The organism is Pseudoalteromonas sp. Scap06 (assembly GCF_013394165.1).
GTDB lineage: Bacteria > Pseudomonadota > Gammaproteobacteria > Enterobacterales > Alteromonadaceae > Pseudoalteromonas.
In genome coordinates, this window is the sequence record NZ_CP041331.1 from 346,197 (window position 1) to 370,654 (window position 24,458).

The 24,458-nt window shown below is 40.0% G+C and carries 19 protein-coding genes and 1 pseudogene; 10 read left to right on the top strand and 10 right to left on the bottom strand.

Translation table 11 applies throughout. The annotated features are described in order from the left end of the window. Positions 1-315 precede the first annotated feature (315 nt). Positions 316-765: a GyrI-like domain-containing protein gene (locus FLM47_RS17015; RefSeq protein WP_178957434.1), complete on the top strand. Its 450-nt coding sequence runs from the start codon at positions 316-318 to the stop codon at positions 763-765. A 66-nt stretch (positions 766-831) separates the two neighbouring features. On the opposite strand, the gene FLM47_RS17020 is transcribed toward FLM47_RS17015, so the two are convergent. The 3 genes from FLM47_RS17020 to FLM47_RS17030 all read right to left on the bottom strand — a co-directional run bounded on the left by FLM47_RS17020 (position 832) and on the right by FLM47_RS17030 (position 3,373). After that, a complete protein-coding gene (locus FLM47_RS17020) occupies positions 832-1,512 on the bottom strand; it encodes a haloacid dehalogenase type II (RefSeq protein WP_178957063.1) in 681 nt (226 codons plus the stop codon). A gap of 196 nt (positions 1,513-1,708) precedes the next feature. Beyond that, positions 1,709-2,740 carry a substrate-binding domain-containing protein gene (locus FLM47_RS17025; RefSeq protein WP_178957064.1) on the bottom strand — a complete coding sequence of 344 codons (1,032 nt, stop codon included), beginning with the start codon at positions 2,738-2,740 and terminating at the stop codon, positions 1,709-1,711. Positions 2,741-3,076: 336 nt separating this feature from the next. Further along, positions 3,077-3,373 (bottom strand): hypothetical protein, encoded by a 297-nt coding sequence (locus FLM47_RS17030; RefSeq protein ID WP_178957065.1) that lies wholly within the window; start codon positions 3,371-3,373, stop codon positions 3,077-3,079. A gap of 160 nt (positions 3,374-3,533) precedes the next feature. Between FLM47_RS17030 and FLM47_RS17035 the strand changes: the two genes are divergently transcribed. The 3 genes from FLM47_RS17035 to FLM47_RS17045 all read left to right on the top strand — a co-directional run bounded on the left by FLM47_RS17035 (position 3,534) and on the right by FLM47_RS17045 (position 5,404). Further along, positions 3,534-3,965, top strand: a complete 432-nt coding sequence (locus FLM47_RS17035) for a hypothetical protein (protein WP_178957066.1) — start codon at positions 3,534-3,536, stop codon at positions 3,963-3,965. 120 nt (positions 3,966-4,085) lie between these two features. Further along, positions 4,086-4,205, top strand: coding sequence for a type II toxin-antitoxin system RelE/ParE family toxin (locus FLM47_RS18980; protein WP_178957067.1), 120 nt, complete (start codon positions 4,086-4,088; stop codon positions 4,203-4,205). Positions 4,206-4,558: 353 nt separating this feature from the next. Further along, a complete protein-coding gene (locus FLM47_RS17045) occupies positions 4,559-5,404 on the top strand; it encodes an alpha/beta fold hydrolase (protein ID WP_178957068.1) in 846 nt (281 codons plus the stop codon). Positions 5,405-5,707: 303 nt separating this feature from the next. On the opposite strand, the gene FLM47_RS17050 is transcribed toward FLM47_RS17045, so the two are convergent. Both FLM47_RS17050 and FLM47_RS17055 read right to left on the bottom strand, forming a co-directional pair. After that, the gene (locus FLM47_RS17050; protein ID WP_178957069.1) at positions 5,708-6,748 is read right to left on the bottom strand and encodes a methionine synthase; all 1,041 of its coding nucleotides are present in this window, start codon (positions 6,746-6,748) and stop codon (positions 5,708-5,710) included. A 31-nt stretch (positions 6,749-6,779) separates the two neighbouring features. Next, positions 6,780-7,754, bottom strand: coding sequence for a DUF1852 domain-containing protein (locus FLM47_RS17055; RefSeq protein WP_008110817.1), 975 nt, complete (start codon positions 7,752-7,754; stop codon positions 6,780-6,782). A 445-nt stretch (positions 7,755-8,199) separates the two neighbouring features. Here FLM47_RS17055 and FLM47_RS17060 point away from each other — a divergent pair, with 445 nt between their 5' ends. Beyond that, positions 8,200-9,009 (top strand): sulfite exporter TauE/SafE family protein, encoded by an 810-nt coding sequence (locus FLM47_RS17060; RefSeq protein WP_178957070.1) that lies wholly within the window; start codon positions 8,200-8,202, stop codon positions 9,007-9,009. Positions 9,010-9,074: 65 nt separating this feature from the next. Next, a complete protein-coding gene (locus FLM47_RS17065; protein WP_178957071.1) occupies positions 9,075-9,449 on the top strand; it encodes a hypothetical protein in 375 nt (124 codons plus the stop codon). 60 nt (positions 9,450-9,509) lie between these two features. Here the strand turns inward: FLM47_RS17065 and nhaR are convergent, their stop codons facing one another. Beyond that, on the bottom strand, positions 9,510-10,403 hold the full coding sequence (gene nhaR / locus FLM47_RS17070) for a transcriptional activator NhaR (RefSeq protein WP_178957072.1): 894 nt from the start codon (positions 10,401-10,403) through the stop codon (positions 9,510-9,512). A 109-nt stretch (positions 10,404-10,512) separates the two neighbouring features. Between nhaR and FLM47_RS17075 the strand changes: the two genes are divergently transcribed. The 3 genes and pseudogenes from FLM47_RS17075 to FLM47_RS18985 form a co-directional block, all read left to right on the top strand. Further along, the gene (locus FLM47_RS17075) at positions 10,513-10,824 is read left to right on the top strand and encodes a hypothetical protein (protein ID WP_008110823.1); all 312 of its coding nucleotides are present in this window, start codon (positions 10,513-10,515) and stop codon (positions 10,822-10,824) included. 535 nt (positions 10,825-11,359) lie between these two features. Continuing rightward, entirely contained in the window at positions 11,360-12,334 is a 975-nt protein-coding gene (locus tag FLM47_RS17080) for an alpha/beta hydrolase (protein WP_178957073.1), read from the top strand. 128 nt (positions 12,335-12,462) lie between these two features. After that, positions 12,463-12,673, top strand: a pseudogene (locus tag FLM47_RS18985) (ISAs1 family transposase); the annotation flags it as partial. Between the two features lie 181 nt (positions 12,674-12,854). On the opposite strand, the gene FLM47_RS17085 reads toward FLM47_RS18985, so the two are convergent. The 3 genes from FLM47_RS17085 to FLM47_RS17095 form a co-directional block, all read right to left on the bottom strand. After that, positions 12,855-18,524: an Ig-like domain-containing protein gene (locus FLM47_RS17085; RefSeq protein WP_178957074.1), complete on the bottom strand. Its 5,670-nt coding sequence runs from the start codon at positions 18,522-18,524 to the stop codon at positions 12,855-12,857. Positions 18,525-19,239: 715 nt separating this feature from the next. Continuing rightward, positions 19,240-21,585, bottom strand: coding sequence for a S9 family peptidase (locus tag FLM47_RS17090; RefSeq protein WP_178957075.1), 2,346 nt, complete (start codon positions 21,583-21,585; stop codon positions 19,240-19,242). A gap of 134 nt (positions 21,586-21,719) precedes the next feature. Further along, entirely contained in the window at positions 21,720-22,607 is an 888-nt protein-coding gene (locus tag FLM47_RS17095) for a LysR family transcriptional regulator (RefSeq protein ID WP_178957076.1), read from the bottom strand. A gap of 104 nt (positions 22,608-22,711) precedes the next feature. Between FLM47_RS17095 and FLM47_RS17100 the strand changes: the two genes are divergently transcribed. Continuing rightward, positions 22,712-23,575, top strand: coding sequence for an MBL fold metallo-hydrolase (locus FLM47_RS17100; protein WP_178957077.1), 864 nt, complete (start codon positions 22,712-22,714; stop codon positions 23,573-23,575). A gap of 75 nt (positions 23,576-23,650) precedes the next feature. On the opposite strand, the gene FLM47_RS17105 is transcribed toward FLM47_RS17100, so the two are convergent. Further along, positions 23,651-24,451, bottom strand: coding sequence for a class III extradiol ring-cleavage dioxygenase (locus FLM47_RS17105; RefSeq protein WP_178957078.1), 801 nt, complete (start codon positions 24,449-24,451; stop codon positions 23,651-23,653). Positions 24,452-24,458 lie beyond the last annotated feature (7 nt).

Consider the following 24,458-nt stretch of genomic DNA (forward strand, 5'->3'; position numbering starts at 1 on the left):
AAAAAAGATTAGATAACAACTTTTTTTAAATTAGAGCTAATAAGCTTGTCGTATATTTTTAACAAAAATCGATAAGCCACATTATTAAACGACAAGCATTACATGCAAAAAAACAAACTTAAAAAACAGAAAGTTAAGTAAATTATTTTAGCGGTAGCAAAGCTATGTTTAGCCATTACCACCTATTTAAATATGAGCAATAAATACGCAATTGAGGTTAATAATCATTATTTATGAAATATTTAATACAATATTTAAAGTATTGGCGGTTTTTCTGTTACGTTGGTGTTTGTATTAACGCTAAAGGACGTCATGATGGAAGTAAAGCAACTAGCAAGTCAGACCTTAATCGGCTTAAAAGTAAGAACCTGCAACGCCAATGAAATGAACGCTGGCACTGCAAATATAGCTGAACTTTGGCAAAAATTTGGTGAAAAGTTTGCCAACAGCCTTACAGAAAACACCAAAGTGTATGGTGTGTATACTAATTACGAAAGCGATCTCACAGGCGATTTTGACGTAATTGCCTGCTGCGATAATTTATCAATTAAACTCCCTGAAGCTAAAAAAGTAACCATCCAAGCGGGGCGTTATTTGGTATTTAAAGGTGAGGGTGAAATGCCCGATGCGGTGATCGATTTATGGGGCGAAATTTGGCAATACTTCAGCTCAGACGATTGCCGCTATGAACGTACTTACACCAGTGATTTTGAGTATTATAAAAACAGTAACGAAATAGAAATTGCCATTGCAATTAAAGACTAAAAAAGGCTAGGTTTGTAAGCGCAAACCTAGCCTTTCATTGGTGTTATTTAACCCCTGCCCACTAAATCATTGGTTATTACTGGCCAGCTTGGTTTTTAAATCATGTAAATCGCACGCCGTTATTGTAGGCGTTAGTTCCCAGGGATCAAAAATAGCCTCACTTGAGCGCTGTATCCACGCAGCACGCATACCGTGCGATAACGCCCCAATAACATCAAACGGATTACTCGATATAAGCCAGGTATTAGCACCGGTTGAATTTGCCTGACGTAAAAAATGACTATAAACACCGGGGTTGGGTTTAAAAGTTTTAATATCATCGGCGCTCACTACACCTTCAAAAAGCTCACTTATGCCTGCCGTTTCGAGCAAAGTATTTACCGCACTGGCCGCACCATTAGAAAACGCAAATAACCGATAGTTTTGTGCTTTTAAGCTCTCAAGCCCTGCTTTAACATCATCAAATGCCGGTAAGGTTTTATAGCGTGCTAATAACTGTGCTTTTTGCTCATCGCTTAAAGTTACCTTGTGCAGTAAACACGCATAATTAAGTGCCTGCTCAGTACACACCGAAAACGGCACGTAGTTTTGCATTAATCCGCGTCTAAACGAATATTCGAGTTGTTTTTCACGCCAAGTAGTTGAAAATGCGTGCGCGTTGTCGCCAACCATATTTTCAAGTAACGACACCACGCCATGGGTATTTATAAGCGTACCGTATACATCAAACGCCAGTGTAGTTGCCATTAATGGACTCCTGTTTAAATCGTTACTAAAACGCGGTTTTACTACTCAATATTATTCACCTTATCAGTTAATAAAGTACAGTAACAACACCCGCGTTTTAAGTCGTTACTGTAAACCCCCGTTACGGTTTGGTTAAAAATAGCGCATGGTAAATTGGGTGTCCAAAGTGAATCTTTCAACACATTGTGGTTAAATATTAATAATTTACAGTACATGTTTGGGCGTTGCTTTGTTGGCAGTAATGAAAGTCTAAAAAATAAAACGCTTCAGCAGGCTTTATATTATGCTTAATTACGTTATACATTAACTGCGCACTGAGTCGCCCCATTTCATATGGATTTTGACCAACATTTGATGAAGATAAACCTTTGCTAAGCGCGTCTAATTGTATTTTTTCGGTATCTGCTGAAACAATAATAAGTTCTTTTGAATCAAGTTTATGTTTGTAGGGTGTCATCAAGTCTATGTACTCAGTATTAAATTGCGCAAAACCGGCAACAGCAACAAACGCAGGAGGCTTGTCCATCTTTGTAAGGCTTTTTACTTGCTCTAAGGAGGCGCCCCTTTTTCCTAAACTATAAAGAGGGCAGCGGTTATACTCGCTCCAGCCATTTTCTCCCGATAAGCGCTGACTACTTTGCCCAGAAAGCGCAAACCTAACACCTGCGATTCTTTTATTTAAGTTTGGTGCAGTAGGATGACCAGATTGAATACAAATACGCTTATTTTCTTCACTTACTAAATTCTTTAATTGATTGCCTAACGCAACACCAAAGTCAAAATTATCAGTACCAACGTAAGCGAGCCTGTACTGGTGATCTTTTGCTAATAAATCTGAGTCAAAAGTAATAACAGGAATGTTTTTTTCAAATAAATCTTTAAGGGCTCTCTCTACCAAATAATCAGAATCTGATATTGAAACTAATAAACCATCAATCCCACTTTTCATCATGTCATTAATAATTAAAGCTTGGGTTCGAATATCTTGATAATCATCAGGCCCATCATATTTACAGGTAACGTCAGGCTTTGACTTTGCAAACTCGGTACACCCTTTGTACGCCTGAATATAAAAGCTATCGTTTTTAGTTTTTCCTACTATGCCAATGACAAATTGAGCATTTGCAAAAAATGGCAAACACAGCAGCACAAAAAATAATGAAAACGATATTTTAGGTTTGTAAATAGAACAAGAGCTGTAAATAAACTTAGGTTTAATAAAAAACAACGACTAGTATCCTTAATTAAAACGGCATTAATTACAAATTGATATATCAGAATAGCACTTCAAAACAATATAGCGACCACATTGAATATAAATTAAAAAACCAAAAAATAATCCTTAACCGCAATGCTTTTACACAAAGCAATGGCAATAGTAACCTTTTGCTAACGAACAGCTTTGCATTCAGTTGAATACTGTAAACCTCCGTTACGGTTTGGTTAAAAATACCGTATGGTAAGGTGGGGTTTTTTCGTTTCTTTTGAAGGAGAGTTTACAAAATGCTGTGGAAATCAATTCTGCAATTTCACATTAATCTAAGTATTAAAGTTAAGCTTTAAATTAATTGAGAAGTGGAGCAGACCACCATGTAGGCTGAAATATAACGACAGGAGTGAGGGCTAATGCTAAAAGCCAAAATATAGCAGCTTGAGCTCGGCTTTTACTAATACGGTAAGACAGTAGCCATAAAAGGGAACTAACTATCATCACAACAAAATATAATAATACTCCATAAACGCCAATACCTTTACCGGCTAAAATAAACTCACTAAATGTGAGGGTTAAGTAAACTTCCGTCACCACGGCCAATAAAACAGCAACTAAAAATAAGAAACTACCCATAAAATGTCTGTTCATTATCGTAACCCTAAATCGTATAATGGCTTGGCTAACTCTTTTTAGTTATGTTGTGATGAGTTGGCTTCTAATTTAACCAGTGGCAATATTAACCGCCATTTTGCTGCGTTATAAACCACCAAAATGATGTTTTGTAAACTGTCACGTGTATAAGGATAGTATGAAGTACCTATTGAATATCTTGGTGTTATTAATCTCATTTCAACTTAATGCTCAAGAGATCAAAGTTAATACCGGAAAGTATTCCGATTATTATCACATGAAATACGAACTTACTTCAGGCAATTATTCTGTAAACACTGAATATGGATTTTCTAAAGGTGGTCAATTTGAAGTATTTGTTCCTAAGGAACGCTTTCCAATCGCCGCTCCAAGTTGCAAAAAGGATATCATAATTCGTATGCCGCACTCGGGCTCCGAAAAACGTAAACGAGCCCTATACAATGAGCTATTGCTGTCCAAAACTATTACAGTTACATTGGAGCTGAATCCATATGTTAAGGTCTTAAAAAAAGATCCATTACAAGTTGAATTAAAGTATTGCAATGTATTTTTCAGACAAAAAGCTGGCGACTATTTTGATCAGCTTTAATGCATATAATGAGGGTAAAAACACTAGATTATTGCCCTCGCGTTGCTTATATCAGCCAGCTGCTTTTAGCCCATTATTGGGGCATTATATTTCTCTATGAATTCTAGGTGAAATTTACTTATGAAAGGCAGACTCAATGAGTATAGGGTAAGGGTAGCTGATTACCGTATAATTTATGAGATACACGACTCTGAAATGATCATATTAGTGGTAAAAGTTGGTCACAGAAAGGCTATATAAATAATAGATCTAATTAAGTAATAGCTAGAAGTAGGGGGTTACTGATTTATCTTATTGCTTTAGACTTTATCTAATAGGCAAAATAAGGATAACGGGTCGGTCAATGAATTTGATGTCTGAAGTCAAGATTTGACCCCCTTTGGTTGTTGATGTCTGAAGTCAAGATTTGACCCCCTTTGGTTGTTGGACCCCCTTTGGTTGTTGACCCCCTTTGGTTGTTGACCCCCTTTGGTTGTTGACCCCCTTTGGTTGTTGACCCCCTTTGGTTGTTTACATGCCCGAAAACATAACAAGTAAATCCAGGTGACGCCTACGGTGTCCTGATTTAGCCATTCTAAGCCAAGGAGAGTTAGTTGAAAATACTCGTATTACTCAGCTTGTGTTACATACTAATTATGAGCTTTAGCTCTTTTAGTCAGTCACATGTTAGTGTCGCTGAAATCAATGGTGCAAATCTTGAATACATCGATATTGGAGAAGGTGAGTTCAATATCGTTATCGAATCAGGTGTTGGTATGGGCGTAAATTACTGGAAGCCTTTACTTCGAGATTTACAGGAATTACAGCAGCGAATAATTATTTATTCACGTGCTGGAATTGGTAAATCCACTGATTTACCTGACGTTTCGTTAAAGAGCTCGAATAAACGTTTAAATGACTTGTTGGCAACGCTAAAAGTGAAAAAAGACATTATCTTAGTTGGCCATTCTTATGGAGGCTTACATGCTCGAGAATATGCGGCTTCTTTTTCTGACCACATCAGTGGAATGGTTTTACTTGACCCAAGCCACGAACTTTTTTCAAATAAACTTAAAAAATTAAATAATGAATGGGCCGAAAATGATGAGAAAAAATTAAATACTATTATGGCTGGCAGTCGAGAATGGGCTGTATTACAAAGTGAATATAAAAAAGGTATGTTATCAGATGGCGGAACAATAATGACGATACCCACGATTGTTGTCACATCTACTAAGAACGCTGAAAGTGATTGGTGGATTGGCCATAGTTCCGAAGGCAAAAAGGTTTGGAGAAACCTACATTCCTCGTTAGTCAAGAATAACCCAAACTCTATTCATATTACTTCAAATGTTGTAGGGCACAATATACCATTGGAGAAACCTGATTTGGTTATTTCATCAATAAATCAATTGATTATGATAGTAGAAGCTAATTACAAAGCCTTAAAGACGAATTAGTAGCAGTTGGCTCTTTTCGCTTCACATTTTAGCCAACTTTTACTCGCCGCTTAAGGCGGCGTTGCCATTGTCTGACTATGGCAATTTTCACTCAGTCATTAATACCAAGCGACTCGGTTAAATTTATTTAATTACACTAGGTTTGTTGCACTCAACCCAACCAAGATTCAACTAACTTAAAACCTTTCACCTTTTGCCTTTAACCTTGCATTTCAACTGTAAACCCCCCTTACATTTTGATTAAAAAAGCCACACCTCAACATGTGTTAAGGTGTGGCTTTTTTGCAGCAGCTGTAATTAAAATTAAGCGACATTCGCTGCTAATAACTCGTTACGTACTAGCTCTGCGCCTTTGCTTAGGGCCTTAAGTTTGCCGTTTGCGATGTCGCGGGGCAGGGGGGCCATGCCGCAGTTGGTGCATGGGTAGAGTTTGTCGGCATCTACATATTTAAGTGCTTCGCGTAGGGTTTTGGCCACCTCTTCGGGAGTTTCTATGGTATTGGTGGCTACATCGATTGCGCCCACCATTATTTTTTTACCGCGTACCAGTTCTAGTAGCTCTATGGGTACATGTGAGTTTTGGCATTCGAGCGAAATAATATCAATATTCGATTTTTGCAGCTTTGGGAATACTTCTTCGTATTGTCGCCACTCGGTGCCGAGGGTTTTCTTCCAATCGGTGTTGGCTTTAATGCCGTAGCCGTAGCAAATATGCACGGCAGTTTCACATTTTAACCCTTCTATGGCTCGCTCAAGGCAGGCTATGCCCCAGTCGTTTACCTCGTCAAAAAACACGTTAAAAGCGGGTTCATCAAATTGGATTATATCAACCCCTGCGGCTTCTAGCTCTTTGGCTTCTTGGTTGAGTATTTTAGCAAATTCCCACGCTAGTTTTTCACGGCTTTTATAGTGATCGTCATACAGGGTGTCGATCATGGTCATTGGCCCGGGCAGTGCCCATTTAATTGGTTGGCTGGTTTGCTGGCGTAAAAACTTGGCGTCTTCAACAAATACCGATTTAGTACGAGACACAGGGCCAACCACTGTGGGTACGCTGGCGTCGTAACGGTCGCGAATTTTAACTGTTTTACGGTTTTCAAAATCAACGCCATTTAAGTGTTCAATAAAGGTGGTTACAAAGTGCTGGCGAGTTTGTTCGCCATCGCTGACTATATCTACGCCTGCAGTTTGTTGCTCGTGCAGGGAAATACGTAGGGCGTCGTGTTTGCCATCTACCAGCTCACTGCCTTGTAATTTCCATGGTGACCATAAGGTTTCGGGCTCAGCAAGCCATGACGGTTTTGGCAAGCTGCCTGCTGATGATGTAGGTAATAGTTTTTTCATAATAAATGCTGCCTTTAATTTTGTTGTGTGATTAAGCGATACTTGCCGAGAACTGCTGCAGCACTGACTGATAAGGCTTAATAAAATGCTGCTCAGTAAATTTACCTTGCTCTACCGCTAATTGACCTCGCTCTGCGCGGTCATACACAATTTGCGTTAACGAATGGTCGTCATTTTTTAAATTAGGTTTATAACGGCTACCAGCGGCGGCGTTGGCGTTATAAATTTCTGGACGATAAATTTTTTGAAACGTTTCCATGGTGCTAATGGTGCTAATTAGTTCAAGGTTGCTGTAGTCGTTAAGTAGGTCACCAAAAAAGTAAAACGCTAACGGCGCAACGCTGTTTGGTGGCATAAAGTAGCGCACTTGTAAGCCCATTTTTTTAAAGTATTGCTCTGTTAACGACGACTCATTAGGCTGATACTCTACGCCTAAAATAGGGTGTAAGTTTTCGGTTTGCTGATAGGTTTTGTTATCAGACACGCTTAAACAAATAACCGGTGGCTTTTTAAAGTGCTGTTTATAGGTATTTGAGTTTACAAAGCATTTAAACAACTTGCCGTGTAAGTCACCAAAGTTATCGGGAATGCTAAATTGCGGTTTGCTTTTGTTATGCTCAAGTAGTAACACGCTAAAGTCGTAGTCGCGCACATACGATGAAAAGTTATTACCCACCATGCCCTCAATTCGCTCGTTGGTTTGACGGTCAATAATATTGGTTTTTAATACCTCAATTGACGGAAATGCCTGGCCACTGCTAGTAATATCTAAATCAACCGAAATGATCTCGAGCTCAATCTCGTAACGATCCCCTTGTGGGTTATCCCAACTGGCCAGTGCATTAAAGCGGTTGTTGATCATTTTTAGGGTATTACGCAGGTTTTGTTGGCGGCTTTCACCCCTTGCTAAATTAGCGAAATTAGTCGTAATACGTGTGTTATTTGATGGATGGTAGTTTTCATCCAAGTTAGTGCTTTTAATAGTAAATGTAAGATCAGTGCTCATAGCCGTATCCTTTCAATTTGAGTTGTTACTGCTTTTATCAATGACACATTACTCGCTGTTAAAACCAAACTAACGGGATAACTGTAATGGTGCTTTGCAGAGTTAATAAATTTATACGCGCTATGTAGCATGAAGAAAAACGGTATTATTTCAGGTAAAACATGAGCCAGATTCACTCTCTTACTAAGTTGAATGAATAAATTAGGCTAGTAGACGCTCCCTATGCGATAAAACCCACTTTAGAAGTCTAGATTTCTAGATGTTTTTACGTGTGTTGTGATTTACTCATACAAAACGTGAGTATTATTCAATGCTTATAGGCACTTAAAGTGCCATTTGCATAAACGGTTGTTGATATACTCGGATAAACCTTGGTGAGCTTAAGCACTTTATTAAGCAGTTCGCCGTCGCAGAACTTTCCACAACATAAGAAGAGACAAAAGGAATGAGTGATTTAATAGTGTTAATTATATACTGCGCCATATTAGGTAGCGGTGTTGGTTTTTTAGCGGGCTTATTAGGAATAGGGGGCGGGCTGGTGATTGTGCCCATACTCAGCATGATATTACTGCACTTTAATGCTTTGCCACCTGAACAAGTAGTGGTGGTTGCCATTGCGACCTCACTGGCCTCTATTTTATTTACCTCGACCTCGTCGGCTATTGCGCATCATAAAAATGGCAATGTACCGTGGGATATTGCACCTTGGGTGATGGCGGGCGTTGCCTTTGGCGCGCTCATTAGTGGCTTTATGGCCGCGCTGTTACCTGAGCATGTGGTACGTTTGGTATTTGCTGTAAGTGTGGTGTTAATTGCATTAAAAATGATTTTTTCAGGTAAGAATGATTCATCATTAGAGCGCCCGTTACCAAATAAAGGACTACTGAGTGTTTATACGACCATAACCGGTGGCTTGTCTGCCATGATAGGTATTGGCGGCGGGGCAGTATTAGTGCCGTTACTGACGTTTTTTTCTGTCGATATGAAAAAAGCCATTGGCTGCGCCTCGGCCTCAGGCATTGTGATAGCCCTGTTTGGTTCAATGGGTTATATCAGTTCAGGCAGCCAGTTATTTAGCCTAAAAGAAGGATTTGCAGGCTTTGTATATTTGCCCGCTTTATTGGGTATTGTATGCACCTCATGGTTTACCGCACCACTCGGCGCTAAAGCCACCCATTATTTGCCAGTTTCAACCATAAAGAAAATATTTGCCGGCTTATTAATAATAATGGCAATAAATATGTTTACTCGATAAGGTTAAAGTTCGCAGGCTTGCTTGCGAATATATTTTGAAATAAAAAATTTTAAGGCAAGGATGCTATGAAAATAGTTAAATTAAGGCATAAAGTTGATAAAACAATCTTAAGTGTTGCTTTGTTCTTTTTGATATCACCTATCATAGGGTTAATTACAGGAACTGCTCATCAGCTTGGAACGACAGGCAGCGACTATCAACAAGCATCGTTAATTGATGACCCAGAGCAATACTGGCAAATTATTATCATGCAACTTACTATTACTTTAGCTATCGGTATCCAAGGGTTTATTACATTCCCAGCCTTAATTGCCGCACGCCAAAAAGTATTAAAGTTTAGAGATAATAATAAAATTTTAGCCAATATCATATTTTATTTGCTCACTCCGGTATTCTTTATCGCTTTGTTGATATTTTTAATATATTTATTTGAACTGTAAGGTTTTAGATCCGTAACCCGCACCCCGACGCCCGTCAATCTTAAGGCGATTAACTAAAATCTACGTCATTTGCGCGTGCTTTATAAATTCATCATAAATACTGTCTTTAATGAGCCTGTCGGGCGTAAAGGCATAATAATGCTGATAAACATTATCAATTGTACCAATGTAATTTACGCCGTAATGGCGCTCCACTTCGGCTTTTACCAAAATAGGCGCAGGGAATATCCCGAACCCTTGCTCACCGAGTGATTTCATTAATGCGCTGTCGTCAACATGGCCTGCTATTGTCATTTCAATCTCTTGCTCTTGCAGCCAATAATAAATAGCACGCGCGACGGGGCTTTCTTTTGCGGGGAGCACTAAAGGCTTGTTGTTTAAAGACTGCGGAAACTGCTTATGTAATTGCGAATGCCATGTTTCGTTACCAAAAAGAGCGATTTGGCTTTTGCCTATTTCATGACAAAACGCCTTAAATGACAAGGTAGTATCGAGTGGTTTATCAGCTAACACTAAATCGATCTTATGAATCGCCATTTGTGCCAGCAGCTCATCTTGTTGGCCATCAATACAGTGCAAGTTGGTAATACAGTCGTTATTAATTAAAGGCGCTAGCCACTTCGACACCAGTGATTTAGGCAACACGTCTGAAATACCGACCTTTAACGTTCGTGAGTATTGCGTGGTATCACCTTGCGTGGTTTCTAGCCATTCGTGAGCAATAGCAAACATATCATTGGTGTATTGCTGAGTTACATGGCCAAACTCCGTTAACTGTAGGCCTCGGCCTTGGCGAACAAACAGTGGTTTTCCTAATCGTTGCTCTAAGTTAGTAATTTGTGAGCTGACCGTTTGCGGCGTTAAATTAAGTATTTTACTCGCCGCAGCAATACTGCCGTGCTTACTTACCTGCCAAAAATAATATAAGTGATTGTAGTTGATGTTGGTAATCATTCGAAAATACCTGTTTTAAAGTAAGAAATAATCAGCTTTTTCCTTTGCCACTAAGTTAGTAGATTACAGTCATGCCTGCAACATAGTTACTATTAAAAGGTGTAATTGCATGAAGCTAAAACTTACAGTTAAAAATAAGATAATTAACGCAAGTGAAAAGATGTCGCTTTTGAAGTTGATAAAAAGCCAATTGGCAAAACATGCTTTAAATATTCGTAAAGTAGAGATTCAAATAAATGATCTTTCGAGTGAGCGCCACGGCACTTTGCAGCAATGCAAAATTAATATTCTTTTGCCGGGGCTACCCAGTATTAATGTAAATACAAAAGGAAGAAGTATGCTGCAAGCGATAAAGCGGGCACTTAAAAGTTTGCAGCACATTCTCGTTAATAAGTATCAACCTTCGCAACCAAGCTCTTAATTTTTATTAATATCGCACTTGCAGTGGCATGGATGCTACTCTTTTAATACGACTCTAATTCCAAGCCATGTTTAGTATTAAACGATTCACTTATTACCTGTTGAGCCTTTAGCGCATTGCTATTGAGCAAAGCCGCCTTTCTTTGTTGGGTTTCGTTACACTCTACCCAACTTACCGTAACTAAAAATCTTTGACCTTGTTCCTTTAACCTTTGACCTCAGCTGTAAACCCCTCACACCATTTTGATTAAAAAGAGAGTGAAATTTTCAATTACCTAAATCCATAAAACTTAGATAAAAAAGTAACTCAAAGTCGTAACTAAGCACTAAATTTGGGTTTTGATTAATAAGCAAGTGTCTACCTAATACCAAACAGATTTATTTACTCGAGAAAATTGAGGTGGATAGAAGATACTGTTAAGGTACTTTGAAATAATAAAAAAATGCCTAACTAACGGCTAAAACCTCTTCCACCTCATAGGACGTTATCTGCTTAATTAAAGTGTTGATGTTCAAGTTTAACTAATGAAGCGAAAATGGAAAATTTCACCAAACTATTAGCAGTTACACTTTATATATTTTCTTTGTCTGGCTGTACTTCTATTGGCAGTTACGTCATGTCAAACCCCGGTATCTATCTTTCTGAAGCACAGTTTATAAAAGCAAAACCTAGCGACATTGGCTTTGAAAAACAAAATTTTTGCTCTTTTAGTACCACTCAATGCATTACATATCTGACTGCTGAACCTTATCAAGCAGCCGAATTTTCGCAAGAGAGTTCTGTTTATTACAACCTTCATGCAACTGGTAATAATGTAGAAAATACAATTTCACACAGAATGACACCAGATACATTTAATCGTTTTAAAGGCACTGCTTTATTGCTTCATGGCTATGGGGGCAGTAAAGAAGCAATGATGGCCTCAGCTATCTATTTTAGAGCGCTTGGTATGAACGTTATTATTCCAGATCTTTTTGGCCATGGTGAATCAACTGAAGCATTTGTATTTGCAGCAAAAGAGCACGGCATTTTAAATGAACTGCTTGCTGAATCACTTTTAAATCAACCAAATAACCAGACTGTTGTAGTCGGCCATTCTATGGGAGCACTTACTGCAAGTAACTTATTATCATCAGAATATGTTGACGCTGCTATTTTACTTGCCCCAATGATGAGTTTTGATGTTGCAGCTAAGGAGTACTTACCTTATAAATCGCCTTTGCTTAGTCATTTTTTTCATAGCGAGATTGATAATATTGTTAACCAAGCAATGTTTGAGGCAGGAGTAACCATTCAAGAAACAAATTTATTGCCTAAATTAACTGAGACTAAAAAACCTGTATTGTTAATTAACTCAGATATTGACTCTCTATCCCCCTCGGCTTACTTTTCATCTATACAAAATGAGTTAGTAAAAAAAATAACTTTTAATGCTCGCTCTCATTCAAGTTTAATGGTGTTTGATCGTGATGATGTTATCGAAATTGAAAACTGGCTAATAACATGGTGAGCCTTCGCTATTTTAGATGACATTGAGTTTATAAGTCATTTTTTATTATTGTCGGGTTTCGTTGCACTCTATCCAACTTACGCTTTGTAAACCCCCATTACATTTTGATTAAAAAAGCCACACGCTATTTGTTTTTAGGGCATTATGTTCGACAGCATTGCGAATTGAAAACAACCCGTATTACATTTAGATATTCTTTTTAAAGAGGAGAACTCTCGCATTACGTTAGATGGTGCGGTAAAAAACATAGCGTTGTTTAGACTATTCGTGATCAACATGTTGAAGCAATGCGATTGTGGAGTAGCAAGCCAGAAGGTTAAATTGAAAAAAGCTGGATGAAGCGATGATTATCGAGTCCGAGTATTTTTTTTGGATTATAAATTCATCAAAGTATACTCGCTCCCTGATCTCATCAGTGAGATTAGTAAGCACTCAACATCACATCGTTATAACGTTAAAAAACCTATAACAGCTATACGCCATTATAGGTTTTTTTAAAAATATGAATGCTAACAATTAATTATAAAAAGTATTTAACCGTTAACCCAACAGAGCTAATATCATGCTGTTTTAGACCATAGTATGTGTAACCCAGTCCAGCACTCATATTATCAGAGAGCTGATAACCTAGCTCAATACCGAAGTAGAGATCAGTACCATTCTCTTCACGGTTAATCGTTGCCAAACCCTGGCTATAAGTCTTGTTGTCACTTTTCCACACCAATACGCCTGAGCTAGCACCTAAATACCACTGGTCGTTAATAAAGTACTGATACCCAACAGCCGCAGAGATACCACCTGCTGTTATAGGTTGGACTTTTGAAACAGCGTGCTTAAATGCATTCCCATCTAATGTCATACCATCGATACTAGCAGAGAAATCACCTAAGCTTTGATAACTAACATCCACAAACCAATTCGTATTAACCTGATAAACAACGCCCAGTTTCCAGCTAGTATCAGAGTCATCTAAAGCTGTTATTTGTGCATCTAACGAGCCCAAGGCTCTATTCAGCTCACCTTTAGATACATGCGCAGTTGCTTGGCCAACACTCGCCGTAAGCCCCCACTCAGCCTTAGCAGGCAAAACCATAAGGCTAGACATTAATATAGTTGCAGCTAATAACTTGATAGATTTCACCCGTCTCACAAATGCTAAAGGCAATAGCAATAAGGTGAATAACGACATACTACCACTTGATTTTGATTCATTAACGACTGTAGCGCTTTCAAAGGCATCAACACTCACACTAACCTTGGCACTAGCTTCACCTTCTTTATTATCAGAAATAATATAAGTGACAGTATCTGTGCCATCAAACCCTATTGCCGGCGTATATTGAATAGAGTTATTCACAATCGCAGTACTGCCGTGTATCGCTGACGCAGAGATAATCATTAACGTGTCGCCGTCTTCATCGGTATCATTTTTCAATATATCAATCGTTATAACTGTTCTATCATCCGTCGAGGCAACGTCATCATTAGCAACTGGGCTACGATTCGCAATAACGTTAACACTCACCTGCGCACTTGTTGTGCCACCATTACCGTCTGAAATTACATAGGTAATGATATCTATACCCGCATAGTCTGGTTTTGGCATGTAGCTAAGTGATGAATTCGCTAACACCTCTGCCGCACCAAAATTTGCACTTGCACTTAGCACGAGCAGTTCATCACCATCAATGTCGCTGTCATTGGCCAATACATCAATATTAGCCGCTTCATTCCACTGTATCGTAATTGCATCGTTTTCAGCAACGGGTGTGGTATTCGTGCTTAAGTAAATAGCTACACCACCAGGGTCAGCAATGCTACTGTTGGCAACACCGTCGTTATCATTCGGGCCACCATCAACAATTTGTAACTGCACACACCAGTGACCTTCCGTTAAACCTTCTTGCCACTGCTCACTACCAGGAGGAGGGCAAAATCCAGGCTCACCAAGGGTTGAAAACAGTATGTTGTCAGCATCTTCAACAAAATTTCCCCAACCAGCTGCATCAGTGTACTTACGGTAGATGGCATTAAGTGGAATAGGCTGGCGCTGTGGTAATACTAATTTGTATTCTTGTCCTGGCTTTTCTAAACCAACAACAATGTAATCAAAGATACCACCAACTATTTTAGCTTCCCCATCTTCACCGACAGCTTGAACGGTTTCTTCATGGGTTAACAATAAGCTACCGCTTTGCGTTGCAGGTGCGGCCGAGCCTCTACGCAAACATACACCCGATTCACCTTCTACTAAGAAGGTGGCTTGCGTGCTGATCATTTCAGGGACCACATTACACACACTGATAGCATCTAAGTAATCAGCAATTCCGTCACCGTCACTATCAGCAAAACCTTCTTGTGAATCAGGAATTAAGTCGCCATCTGTATCAGTTTCAGTTAATACAGGTAGCGCGCTCACCACGTTTAGGTAGATGTCGGCCTGTGTCGTTAATCCTGGCTCACCCGAGTCTTTAACCTGTGCTGTTAACTTATGAATACCAACCGATAAGTCTGCCGCATCAAACGATATGGCTTCAGATACTGTCCTATTAATTAGCACACTTAACTCATCTGACGTACTTGACCATAGGAGTGTATGGCTATCTGCACTGTTGTTATCGCTAATGGCTGCACTAACGGTTACCTCGCCATCAGATCGCGACAATAACGTACGGTTTTCGTTTTGCTGTTTAGCCGTAAGCATCACCTCTGGTGCAATATTGCCTTCAGATAATGTGATATTTTGTACAGAATCTGGAGAAATGTTCACGGTATCAGACAGGCTAATTACTATGGTTTCACCGCTATCAGCGACGCTATCGTCATAGGTCTCGAAAGTAATACTCGCTGTGTTGGTTTCGCTAATTTCGACTTCACCAGATATTAAGCTATGATCAGCCCCTTCAAGCGCATCACCTGACACAGTAAACGGTACCACCACTGGATAAGTCGGTGACGTGCCGTTCAAGTAAAATTTCACCGTTACCGTACTCCCTTCCACAACGGTTTGGTCTTTACCAATAGAAATCAGCGGATGGATCTGAACACCTTGTGCTGAAATTGACTGATTACCGTCAGCATCGGTAGCCTGCCAGTAAGCTTTACTTATACCAGGAGAAAACATTGCACGATTATCGACCAGCGATACTGGTAATGGGTTACCGTTCGCATCGAGTGCGGTTGCTACGCCTAAATCAACTTTAGTATATAACGCTGTGGCATTAACGACTCGATCTTCCGGTAGGGTAAGCGTTGGCGCGATGTCATCAAACAAGCCGTTAATGGTAAGCGTGACTGTTGCGGTAGTAGTCCCATCATTACCATCAGATATGAGGTAAGTTAATGTGAGTGACCCTATAAAACCAGGAGGGGCATTAAAGACAAGCTGGCCATTTTCAACAACCACGCTACCAATATCAGCATTGCCCGATACAACACTTAACGTATCACCATCAATATCATTGTCATTGATTAAAACATCTAGGACATACCTATTCTGACCATTTTTATCAAACTCCATGGTGTCATCTTCAGCCAATGGCGCATCATTTACTGCATCAATGGTGATATCGACTTTTACAGGCTCTGACTCGCCGCCTTCATTATCAATTACAGAAAAAGTAAAGCTATCGCTACCATTAAAGTCAGCAGTGGGTGTATAGGTTAAGTTAGGTGCAGCACCCGATAGACTGCCATGTGAAGGTGTACCGACAAGATAACGGGCAATGGTGCCGTCAAGATCAGAGCCTAACAATGTCATACCTACACTACCATCTTCTTCAACCGATACAGATTGTGCGTTCGCCATAGGTAAGTCATTTATCGACGATACAGTAATCGATACTGTTACAGCAGAAGAGACGCCGCCATCATTATCTGTCACTGTAAAGGCAAAGCTATCTTTACCATTAAAGTCAGCAGTGGGGATATAGGTTAAGTTAGGTGCAGTACCCGATAGGCTTCCATGAGAAGGTGTACCGACAAGATAACGGGCAATGGTGCCGTCACGGTCAGATCCTGACAATGTCATACCCACACTACCATCTTCTTCAACCGATACAGATTGTGCGCTCGCTGTCGGTAGGTCATTTACCGATGATACCAAAATCGATACCGTTGCAGCAGAAGAGACGCCGCCATCATTATCTGTCACTGTAAAGGAAAAGCTATCTTTACCATTAAAGTCAGCAGTGGGGATATAGGTTAAGTTAGGTGCAGTACCCGATAGGCTACCGTGAGAAGGTGTACCGATAAGATATCGGGCAATGGTGCCATCGCTATCGGTCCCCTTCAAGGTCATCGCTTTCGCCGTATCTTCAGCTAAAGAAACAGTCTGAGATGTCGCCATTGGCAGCACATTAACGTTTTGTATGATGACATTGACAGTAATTGTATCCATACCGCCTTCACCATCACTGACTCTCACGTTAAAGCGGTCAGTACCATCGTGATTGATATTTGGGGTATAGCCAATCGCTTTTGAAGTACCTGTGCCAGAAACGCTCGCGATACCATTGGTAGCATTTGAGCTAATTGACCAAGTCAATGTATCGTTGTTTTGATCGGTAGCGTTTAGCGTTAATACAAAGGCTGTTGGATTTGCGTTTTCACTCATAGTTACCGACACTGAGGTTCCTTCGGTAATAACGGGTGCAAATTTAGGAGCTTCGGTGATAGTGACTTCAACAGGCATAATCACATTTGCCTTTGCGTCACTAACACTTACATTAAAGTTATAGATACGATCCTTACCATCGTCGTCTGGGATATCATAATCAGGTGCATTTTGAAAAGTAAGAGCACCATTACTTGAGTTTATATTAAACTTCGCAGAATCTACCCCGCCAGAAATGCTATAGGTTAAAGTGTCGCTATCCATATCTTCGGCATTAACACTGCCTACTACAACGTTCTTTTCTTCGACACTAAAATCAGCTTGACTCTTTAACCAAAAAACTCCCCCGCCAACTCTGTCGACTACCGCAATATCTGGGCTATTATCACCATCAAAGTCAACAGCATTGACAGCATTTATTAGCTCAAAACCTGAGCTTATCTGCTGTTTTGTAAAACTCCCTAAACCATTATTTTCATACCAAATGACATCGCTCTCTGAACCCATTAAAATATCGATATCGCCGTCTCCATCGATATCAGCCACATTTCCCTGCGAGCCATTATCGATAATAGGCTCACCTGGGTTGATCAAATGCTCGGTGAACGAACCCGTACCATTATTTTCAAACCAATATAATTCAGTTTTAGAAATAGCAAATATATCGTTGGTACTATCACCATTAAAGTCAGCAGTTTGAAGTGAGGGTAAATCAGTTGCTTCTGTGGCATATGAATTTAACCCCGCTTGAAACGTGCCATCACCATTACCCTTTAACCAGAAGTTACGTCCAGCTGTACTACCTAAGTCACCAGCAATAATATCAGGTATATCATCGCCAGAAACATCAGCAACTGTTATCTCAAATAACGAATAATTATCGCCATCGTATATCCGACTTTGGGTGAAATTACCAGCACCATCATTTAGATAAACATATATACGATCGCGATAATTTTGAGACGCTAAAACAATATCCAAACCATTGATACCATCTAGATCACTGAGACTGATAGACTGAGCACCATTTGGTGATGCGATATCTGTTGGTAGTGTCGTACGAGTAAAAGCAGGGGTCGGCGTCGCGCCATTATTGGTGTATAAATACACAGCGTCGTTCTTAAAATCTGCTACAACAAAGTCGAGACCTGGTTTACCGTCTAATTCACCAGCGGCGACTTCCCGTAAATCTGCACCATCTGCGCCTAATGGAGACACGACTGTTGCAAATTTACCATTGCCATCATTTAGATATACATTAACAGCATTGCCATACAATGACGTAACAATAAAATCAGGTAGATTATCTTGATTAAAGTCTGCCACATCACTTCGATAACCGTTTGTAAATGAAGCAATTTTATCTTTACTCCAATGCTGCCACACTGGGTTGTTATTGGCGTATGCCATACTGGTAAAAGCAAATAAAAGTAAAGCAAAGGCATTATATGCAAGTAATTTAATACCGGATTTCAACCTGAATTTTCCCAGATTAAATAAAGAGCTGATTGCTGAAATATGCTTAATACAAACCGAAGGTTTAATATTAGCAATGGTTTGAGCGGTGGTTCTCATAAAAAATTATTACCTATCAATACGAAGAAGTGGTATATGTAATCCGTTAATAAGTCGCGATACGCGAGATATTGCCAATCATTGCCCACAAGAGGAACATTCACCGTTAACCACTCACCCACAAAAGAAACAAACAATTAACAAATTACATAAATATTTGATTATTATAATTAAATATAAAATAAAATGAGAGATATAATATCTTTTTTTTACTTATTTAGTTAAATCAAAACTAAATTAAACCACACTTCTATAGTCCCAGGGCGGGATCGCACTTTGTTAACTGATATGATCTAATAGCTCCAAACCCTTGGCTACAGCGCCATTCTGAGCATAATTGAACATTTATAAATCGATATGACATTAATCAAAAGCATTGCGTGATTAGAGTTGTAGGCCAAATGCTTAATATTGTTCAAACTTCAATAGTCAAGCAAACATTTGAAAGTTATTAATATATTACTTTAAAAAAGAGTAATATTCGTATCCAAACTTTTATTATCAAACAGCCTGAAGATCCACTGAGTTGGAGGCGTTGATCATCAATCTAAGAAAGACAGGCACATTTACATCGATAGTTCTTGGTGCTGGATATATGGAAAAAGTGTACTTATATAACCGAAAAAAGAAGTATAAGAAGCTGTAAACCCCCATTACATTTTGTTCAAAAAAGCCGCACACTAATAATTAGTGTGCGGCTTTAGTATTTTACTTTTTAAAGCGATTGCTTGGTTAGTAAGTGCTTTTCAAAAAAGCCAGCCATCATAGTATGGTAATGCAAAGTGGTGCCTTTGCCTTCACGTAGGCTATGTGAGCGGTTAGGGTATGAGAAAAACTCAAACTGCTTGTTATGCTTTACAAGCTCGTCAATTAAACGCTCTGAGCCTTGATAATGCACGTTATCATCGCCTGTGCCGTGAATAAGCAACAGCTTACCGGTTAGGTTTTTAGCAAAGGTAATCGGCGAGGTGTTATCGTAACTCGCAGGATCGGTGTTTGGGTTGCCTGCATAACGCTCTTGGTAAATGGTGTCGTATAAACGTATATCTGGCACCGGTGCTGAGGCAATGCCTACTTTAAATTTATCACCGTGGCGGAACAGTAAGTTAAGGGTTGAACTACCGCCCCCTGAGTGTCCCCACACGCCAACGCGGTCAGTGTCTATTACATCCCAACGTTTAGCCATAGCATCAAGCGCGTCTACTTGGTCTTGCACGGTAATTGAGCCAATTTTTTTATAAATCGATTTGCGCCAATCTCGGCCTTTTGGTGCACGTGTACCACGATTATCAACCGATGCCACAATAAAACCTTTTTGCGTTAGCAGTGATTTATACAGGTAACTGTTGCCTTCCCATCGGTCTTGCACGGTAGAGCCCCATGGTTCGCCGTATACGTAAAACACAATTGGGTATTTTTTACTTTTATCCATGTTTTCTGGGAACATAATGTAGCCGTCAAGCTCGGTGCCATCTTGCGCATTTACTTTAAAAAACTCATGCTTTGGTAAGCTTTGCTCAGCCAGTTTTTGTTTAAGCTTTGTATTTTCAACTAAGGTTTTTACATTACTATGATCTGCCACTTTAATGATCTCTTTAGTCGGTGGCGTACCAAATTTTGAGTAAGTGTGCATAGCCCATGAGGCATCTTTTGACATGTAGTAGCTGTTTGAACCTTCAAACTCAGCAGGCGTTACCCGTACCGGTTTGCTGCTGCCATCAAGCGGTGTGCTGTATAAATAACGCTGACCAGGATCGTTTGGCGAGGCAATAAAATACATTACGTTTTTGTCTTCATTGATGCTCAGCATATCAATAATGTCGTAATCGCCTGGGGTTAGGTCGATAATAGTTTTGCCATCGCGCGATACACGATAAAGATGACGCCAGCCGTCGCGTTCGCTATGCCAAATAAAAAACTCACCGTCTTTTGACCAGTTGGCTTTATAAAACCATTCTATAAACGCATCGTCTTTGTCTTCTAAAATTTTAGTCAGTTGCTGCTTTTGCCAATCAAACAACCACACTTTGTTATGGCTTTGTGGGCGGTTTAAGTCTTGAATCATTAATTCATTACCGGTGCCTGCCCAGCTAATACGCGGAATATAACGGTCGCGGTTATCGCCTTCAAGCTCAGCCCAACGGGTTTGTTTATCAGCAAGGCTTACCACACCAACACGCACGGCAGAGTTGGTTTCACCCGCTTTAGGATAAGGGAATTCTTTAAGGGTAGGGTACAGTTCGTCAGTGTTGTTGATCATAGTGAAAAATTTAACGTCACTGGTATCAAGCTGCCAATAGGCGATTGATTTGTTGTCGGGGCTCCAACGAAAACCATCGGCAATAGTAAACTCTTCTTCGTATACCCAATCAAAATTACCGTTAACAATGGTGGCACTGCCATCGGTTGTGAGCGCAGTTACATCGTTACTACCAACCGCTTGCATATAAATATTGTTGTCGCGTACGTAAGCCACTTTTGAGCTATCTGGCGAGAACTTAGCAAACATTAATTTAGTTGGCTCAACGTCTTTACCACCAAGTTGCTGTAATTGGTTAGTCTCAAGGTTAAGTAACCAAAAATCGCCTCTGCTGCGCGAACGCCAAACTTGCTCGCTGTTGGTAAATACCATCAGCCATTTACCGTCTTTTGACCACTGATAGCTTTCGATTGCAAATGACTCGTCTGCGCCCTCTGGCAACAGCTTTTCAAACTCAACCAATACTTTACGGCCCGTGCCGTCAGCATTGTAAAATACAATGTCGTTGCCTTTTACGCCGTGCTCTTTGTCGTCATCGGCGTTGCTATCGTCTGCTTTTTCTTTTTCGCTTTCGCGCTCTTCAAGTACGGTGTAGCCGGTACCATCGTCTAGCCATTTAAAGTAAGTGCTTCGCTGGGTTTTAAATTCTTTATCTTTATAAATTTGCGCTAGGCTTAATGGATTATTCACGGTGCTCATCGCTGCATTATTGTTGGTTGTTATGCTGGTACTTGAACATGCTTGCAAGCCTAAGCCCGCAACAATGGCCAGTGCCAAGCCCGATATTTTGATCAGATTCATTGTTATTGTTCCTTGGGTCTGCTGACCTTTATAGATTAAGGCGCTTATTACATTTACTGTAACAAAATAACCTACACAATATCAGCATGCTTAACGCACAAAGCTATGGTTTAAACCCAAACTTTTATAATTAATTACCATGCTGGATTTTTAAATTCATCACTGAGCGTGTCGATTAGTGCTCTTACTGTTGCCGATAAATGCTGACGAGAAGGGTAAAGCACATATATTTTCATTTGGTTTAATGTCCATGGCGCTAATACACGCTGCAAGCGACCATCAAGTATATATTGATTTGCCAAATACGTAGGCTGTACTGAAATACCACCACCGGCTATGGCTGCATGAAGTAATGTGGTGGCCTCGTTTGCACTTAAATTGCATTTAACATCAACAGATTGAAACTCATCCCCGTTGTGTAAATGCCAAATATATCGGTCGAAGTTTTTATAGCCTAAACACTGATGAGCGCTTAACTGTTGTGGTGTCGTTATTGGCGGATAATCAGCAAGGTAGTCGGCTGAGGCCACTAATATAGATTCACACTCGGCAATAGGTTTACCTATTAACGAAGGATCAGGATTGGCTGCAATACGTATTGCCAAATCAACACGTTGCTCTATTAGATCTGTGGTTGAGTCTTCAAGATCTATGTCTATTTGCACGTTAGGGTGACGTTTCATAAAACGTGTAAATATAGGGGCTAATTGTGCAAAACCTAACGACATACTGGTCGCTACTCGTATTTTACCTGACAACTGTTGCTGGCTTTTAGTTTGTTCAACTAAACGGTTAGCCTGTGCTAACCATTGCTCTATTTCGGGTAAACAGGCCTCGCCGGCGGTGGTAAGCGTTACTTTACGGGTAGTGCGATGCAATAAGCGCGTATTTAACCAGGCCTCTGCCGACTCAATATGACGAGTAACCATAGGGCGTGACATTTCAAGCCGATCGGCAGTAGCAGTAAAACTGCCTGAGTAGGCAACATCCACAAAAACCTGCGCTGCGGTGAGTTTATCCATAGTATTTGCACGATTTATGAAACAATGATGCTAATTATTGGTTGTTTTTCTGAACATATCAAACCTTTATTATGCTCGCATTAGCAACCAATGATGAGAATACTATGAACCTACGCACTCTTTTACTAAGCACACTATTAGCCAGCAATATCGCTATTGCAGACGAAACCCCACTAACCCTTGATGTGTATAACGCTGACAGCAATAGCTTTCATGTTAATGCCACGCTGGTGTATGGCCGTACCGATGCAATTTTAATTGATACCGGATTTACCAAAGCAGATGCACTGCGCATTGCCGCCAAAGTAATTGACTCTGGTAAACAACTAAAAACTATTTTTATTAGCCAAGCCGATCCTGATTACTACTTTGGCGCTGAAGTGTTACAGCAGTTTTTTCCTGACGCAAAGATTATAACCACACCGGCAGTGCACCAAAAAATAGCAGCAAAGCTTAAAGGTAAACTTGCTTTCTGGACGCCAAAAATGGGGGAAAACGCCCCTAAAAACCCCGTCGTACCTAAGATATTTAATGGTAATAGCTTAAAAATAGAAGGCCATACCATTGAAATTCGTGGTACAGAGGGTGAGCATAATCATCGCCCATATTTATGGATCCCTGATAATAAAGCTATTTTAGGAAATGTGGCTGTATACGCTAATGTTCATTTATGGATGGCCGATGCACAAACTCAGGCAGAGCAAAATGCATGGGCAAAGCAACTTAATGAAATGAAAGCACTCAACCCTGACGTGGTGATCCCTGGGCATATGAAAGCAGGCACCCAATTAGATGCTGCAAATATTGATTTTTCAATCCAGTATTTAAAGGATTTTGCACACGCTAAGCAAAGTAGTGATAGCAGTAAGCTGCTGATAGATAAAATGACCAACTCATACCCAGAGGCTGTATTACCTATGGCTCTTAGCATTGGCGCTAAAGTTCATAAAGGCGAAATGAAATGGTAATTACTTACGCTTAACCACTGTAATAAATACAGTAGAACCAAAAAACACGCCTAGCAAAGTCTGGCGTGTTTTTTATTATTGCCACAAATACATACTGGCTCGTTTATTGGCAATATTTAATTCAAATACCTCAGTGCTTGCACACATAGCAGCGCCATAGCATACATGTAGCGGTAACAAGTGCTCTTCTCTAGGGTGATTAAAGCGTGCAGCTGGAGCTTGCTGCCATGCTAATAATTGATGTTCACGCTGTTGCTCGGTTAATGTTTGATCTGCGATTGTGCTTACCAACCAATTTTCAAATGCCTGATTTTGCTGGTTAACATCGTTTGATTGAGTAACACCAAAAGCGCGCATATTATGGAAGGTAAAGCCTGAGCCTATAATTAATAAGTTATCGTAATCAATACTTTGCAACGCTTTACCAATTTCAACATGCAACAGCGGATCAAGGCTTGGGTGCAAGGATATTTGCACACAGGGAATATCGGCCTCTGGATACATAATTTTTAACGGTACAAACATACCGTGATCGTAGCCACGCTGTAGATCGAGTTTTGAGTCAATATTGTGTGTTGTGAGCGCTTGTTGTACTAAATTAGCAAGTTGCGGCTGGCCAGCACAAGGGTAAGTTAATTGATACGCCTGCTTAGGAAAACCGTAGTAATCGTAAATTAATTTAGGTGTTGCTGAGGCTGTGATTGCAATAGGGGTTGATTCCCAATGTGCGCTGATCATTAAAATAGCGCTAGGCTTTTTGATTTTAGCAGCAACGGTTTGTAAACATTCCACCATATCTTTATGGCTTGGCTCTCCTAGCAGCGGTAATGGACCGCCGCCATGAGATAAAAAGAAAACATTTGCTGGTTGCGGCATACTTAAC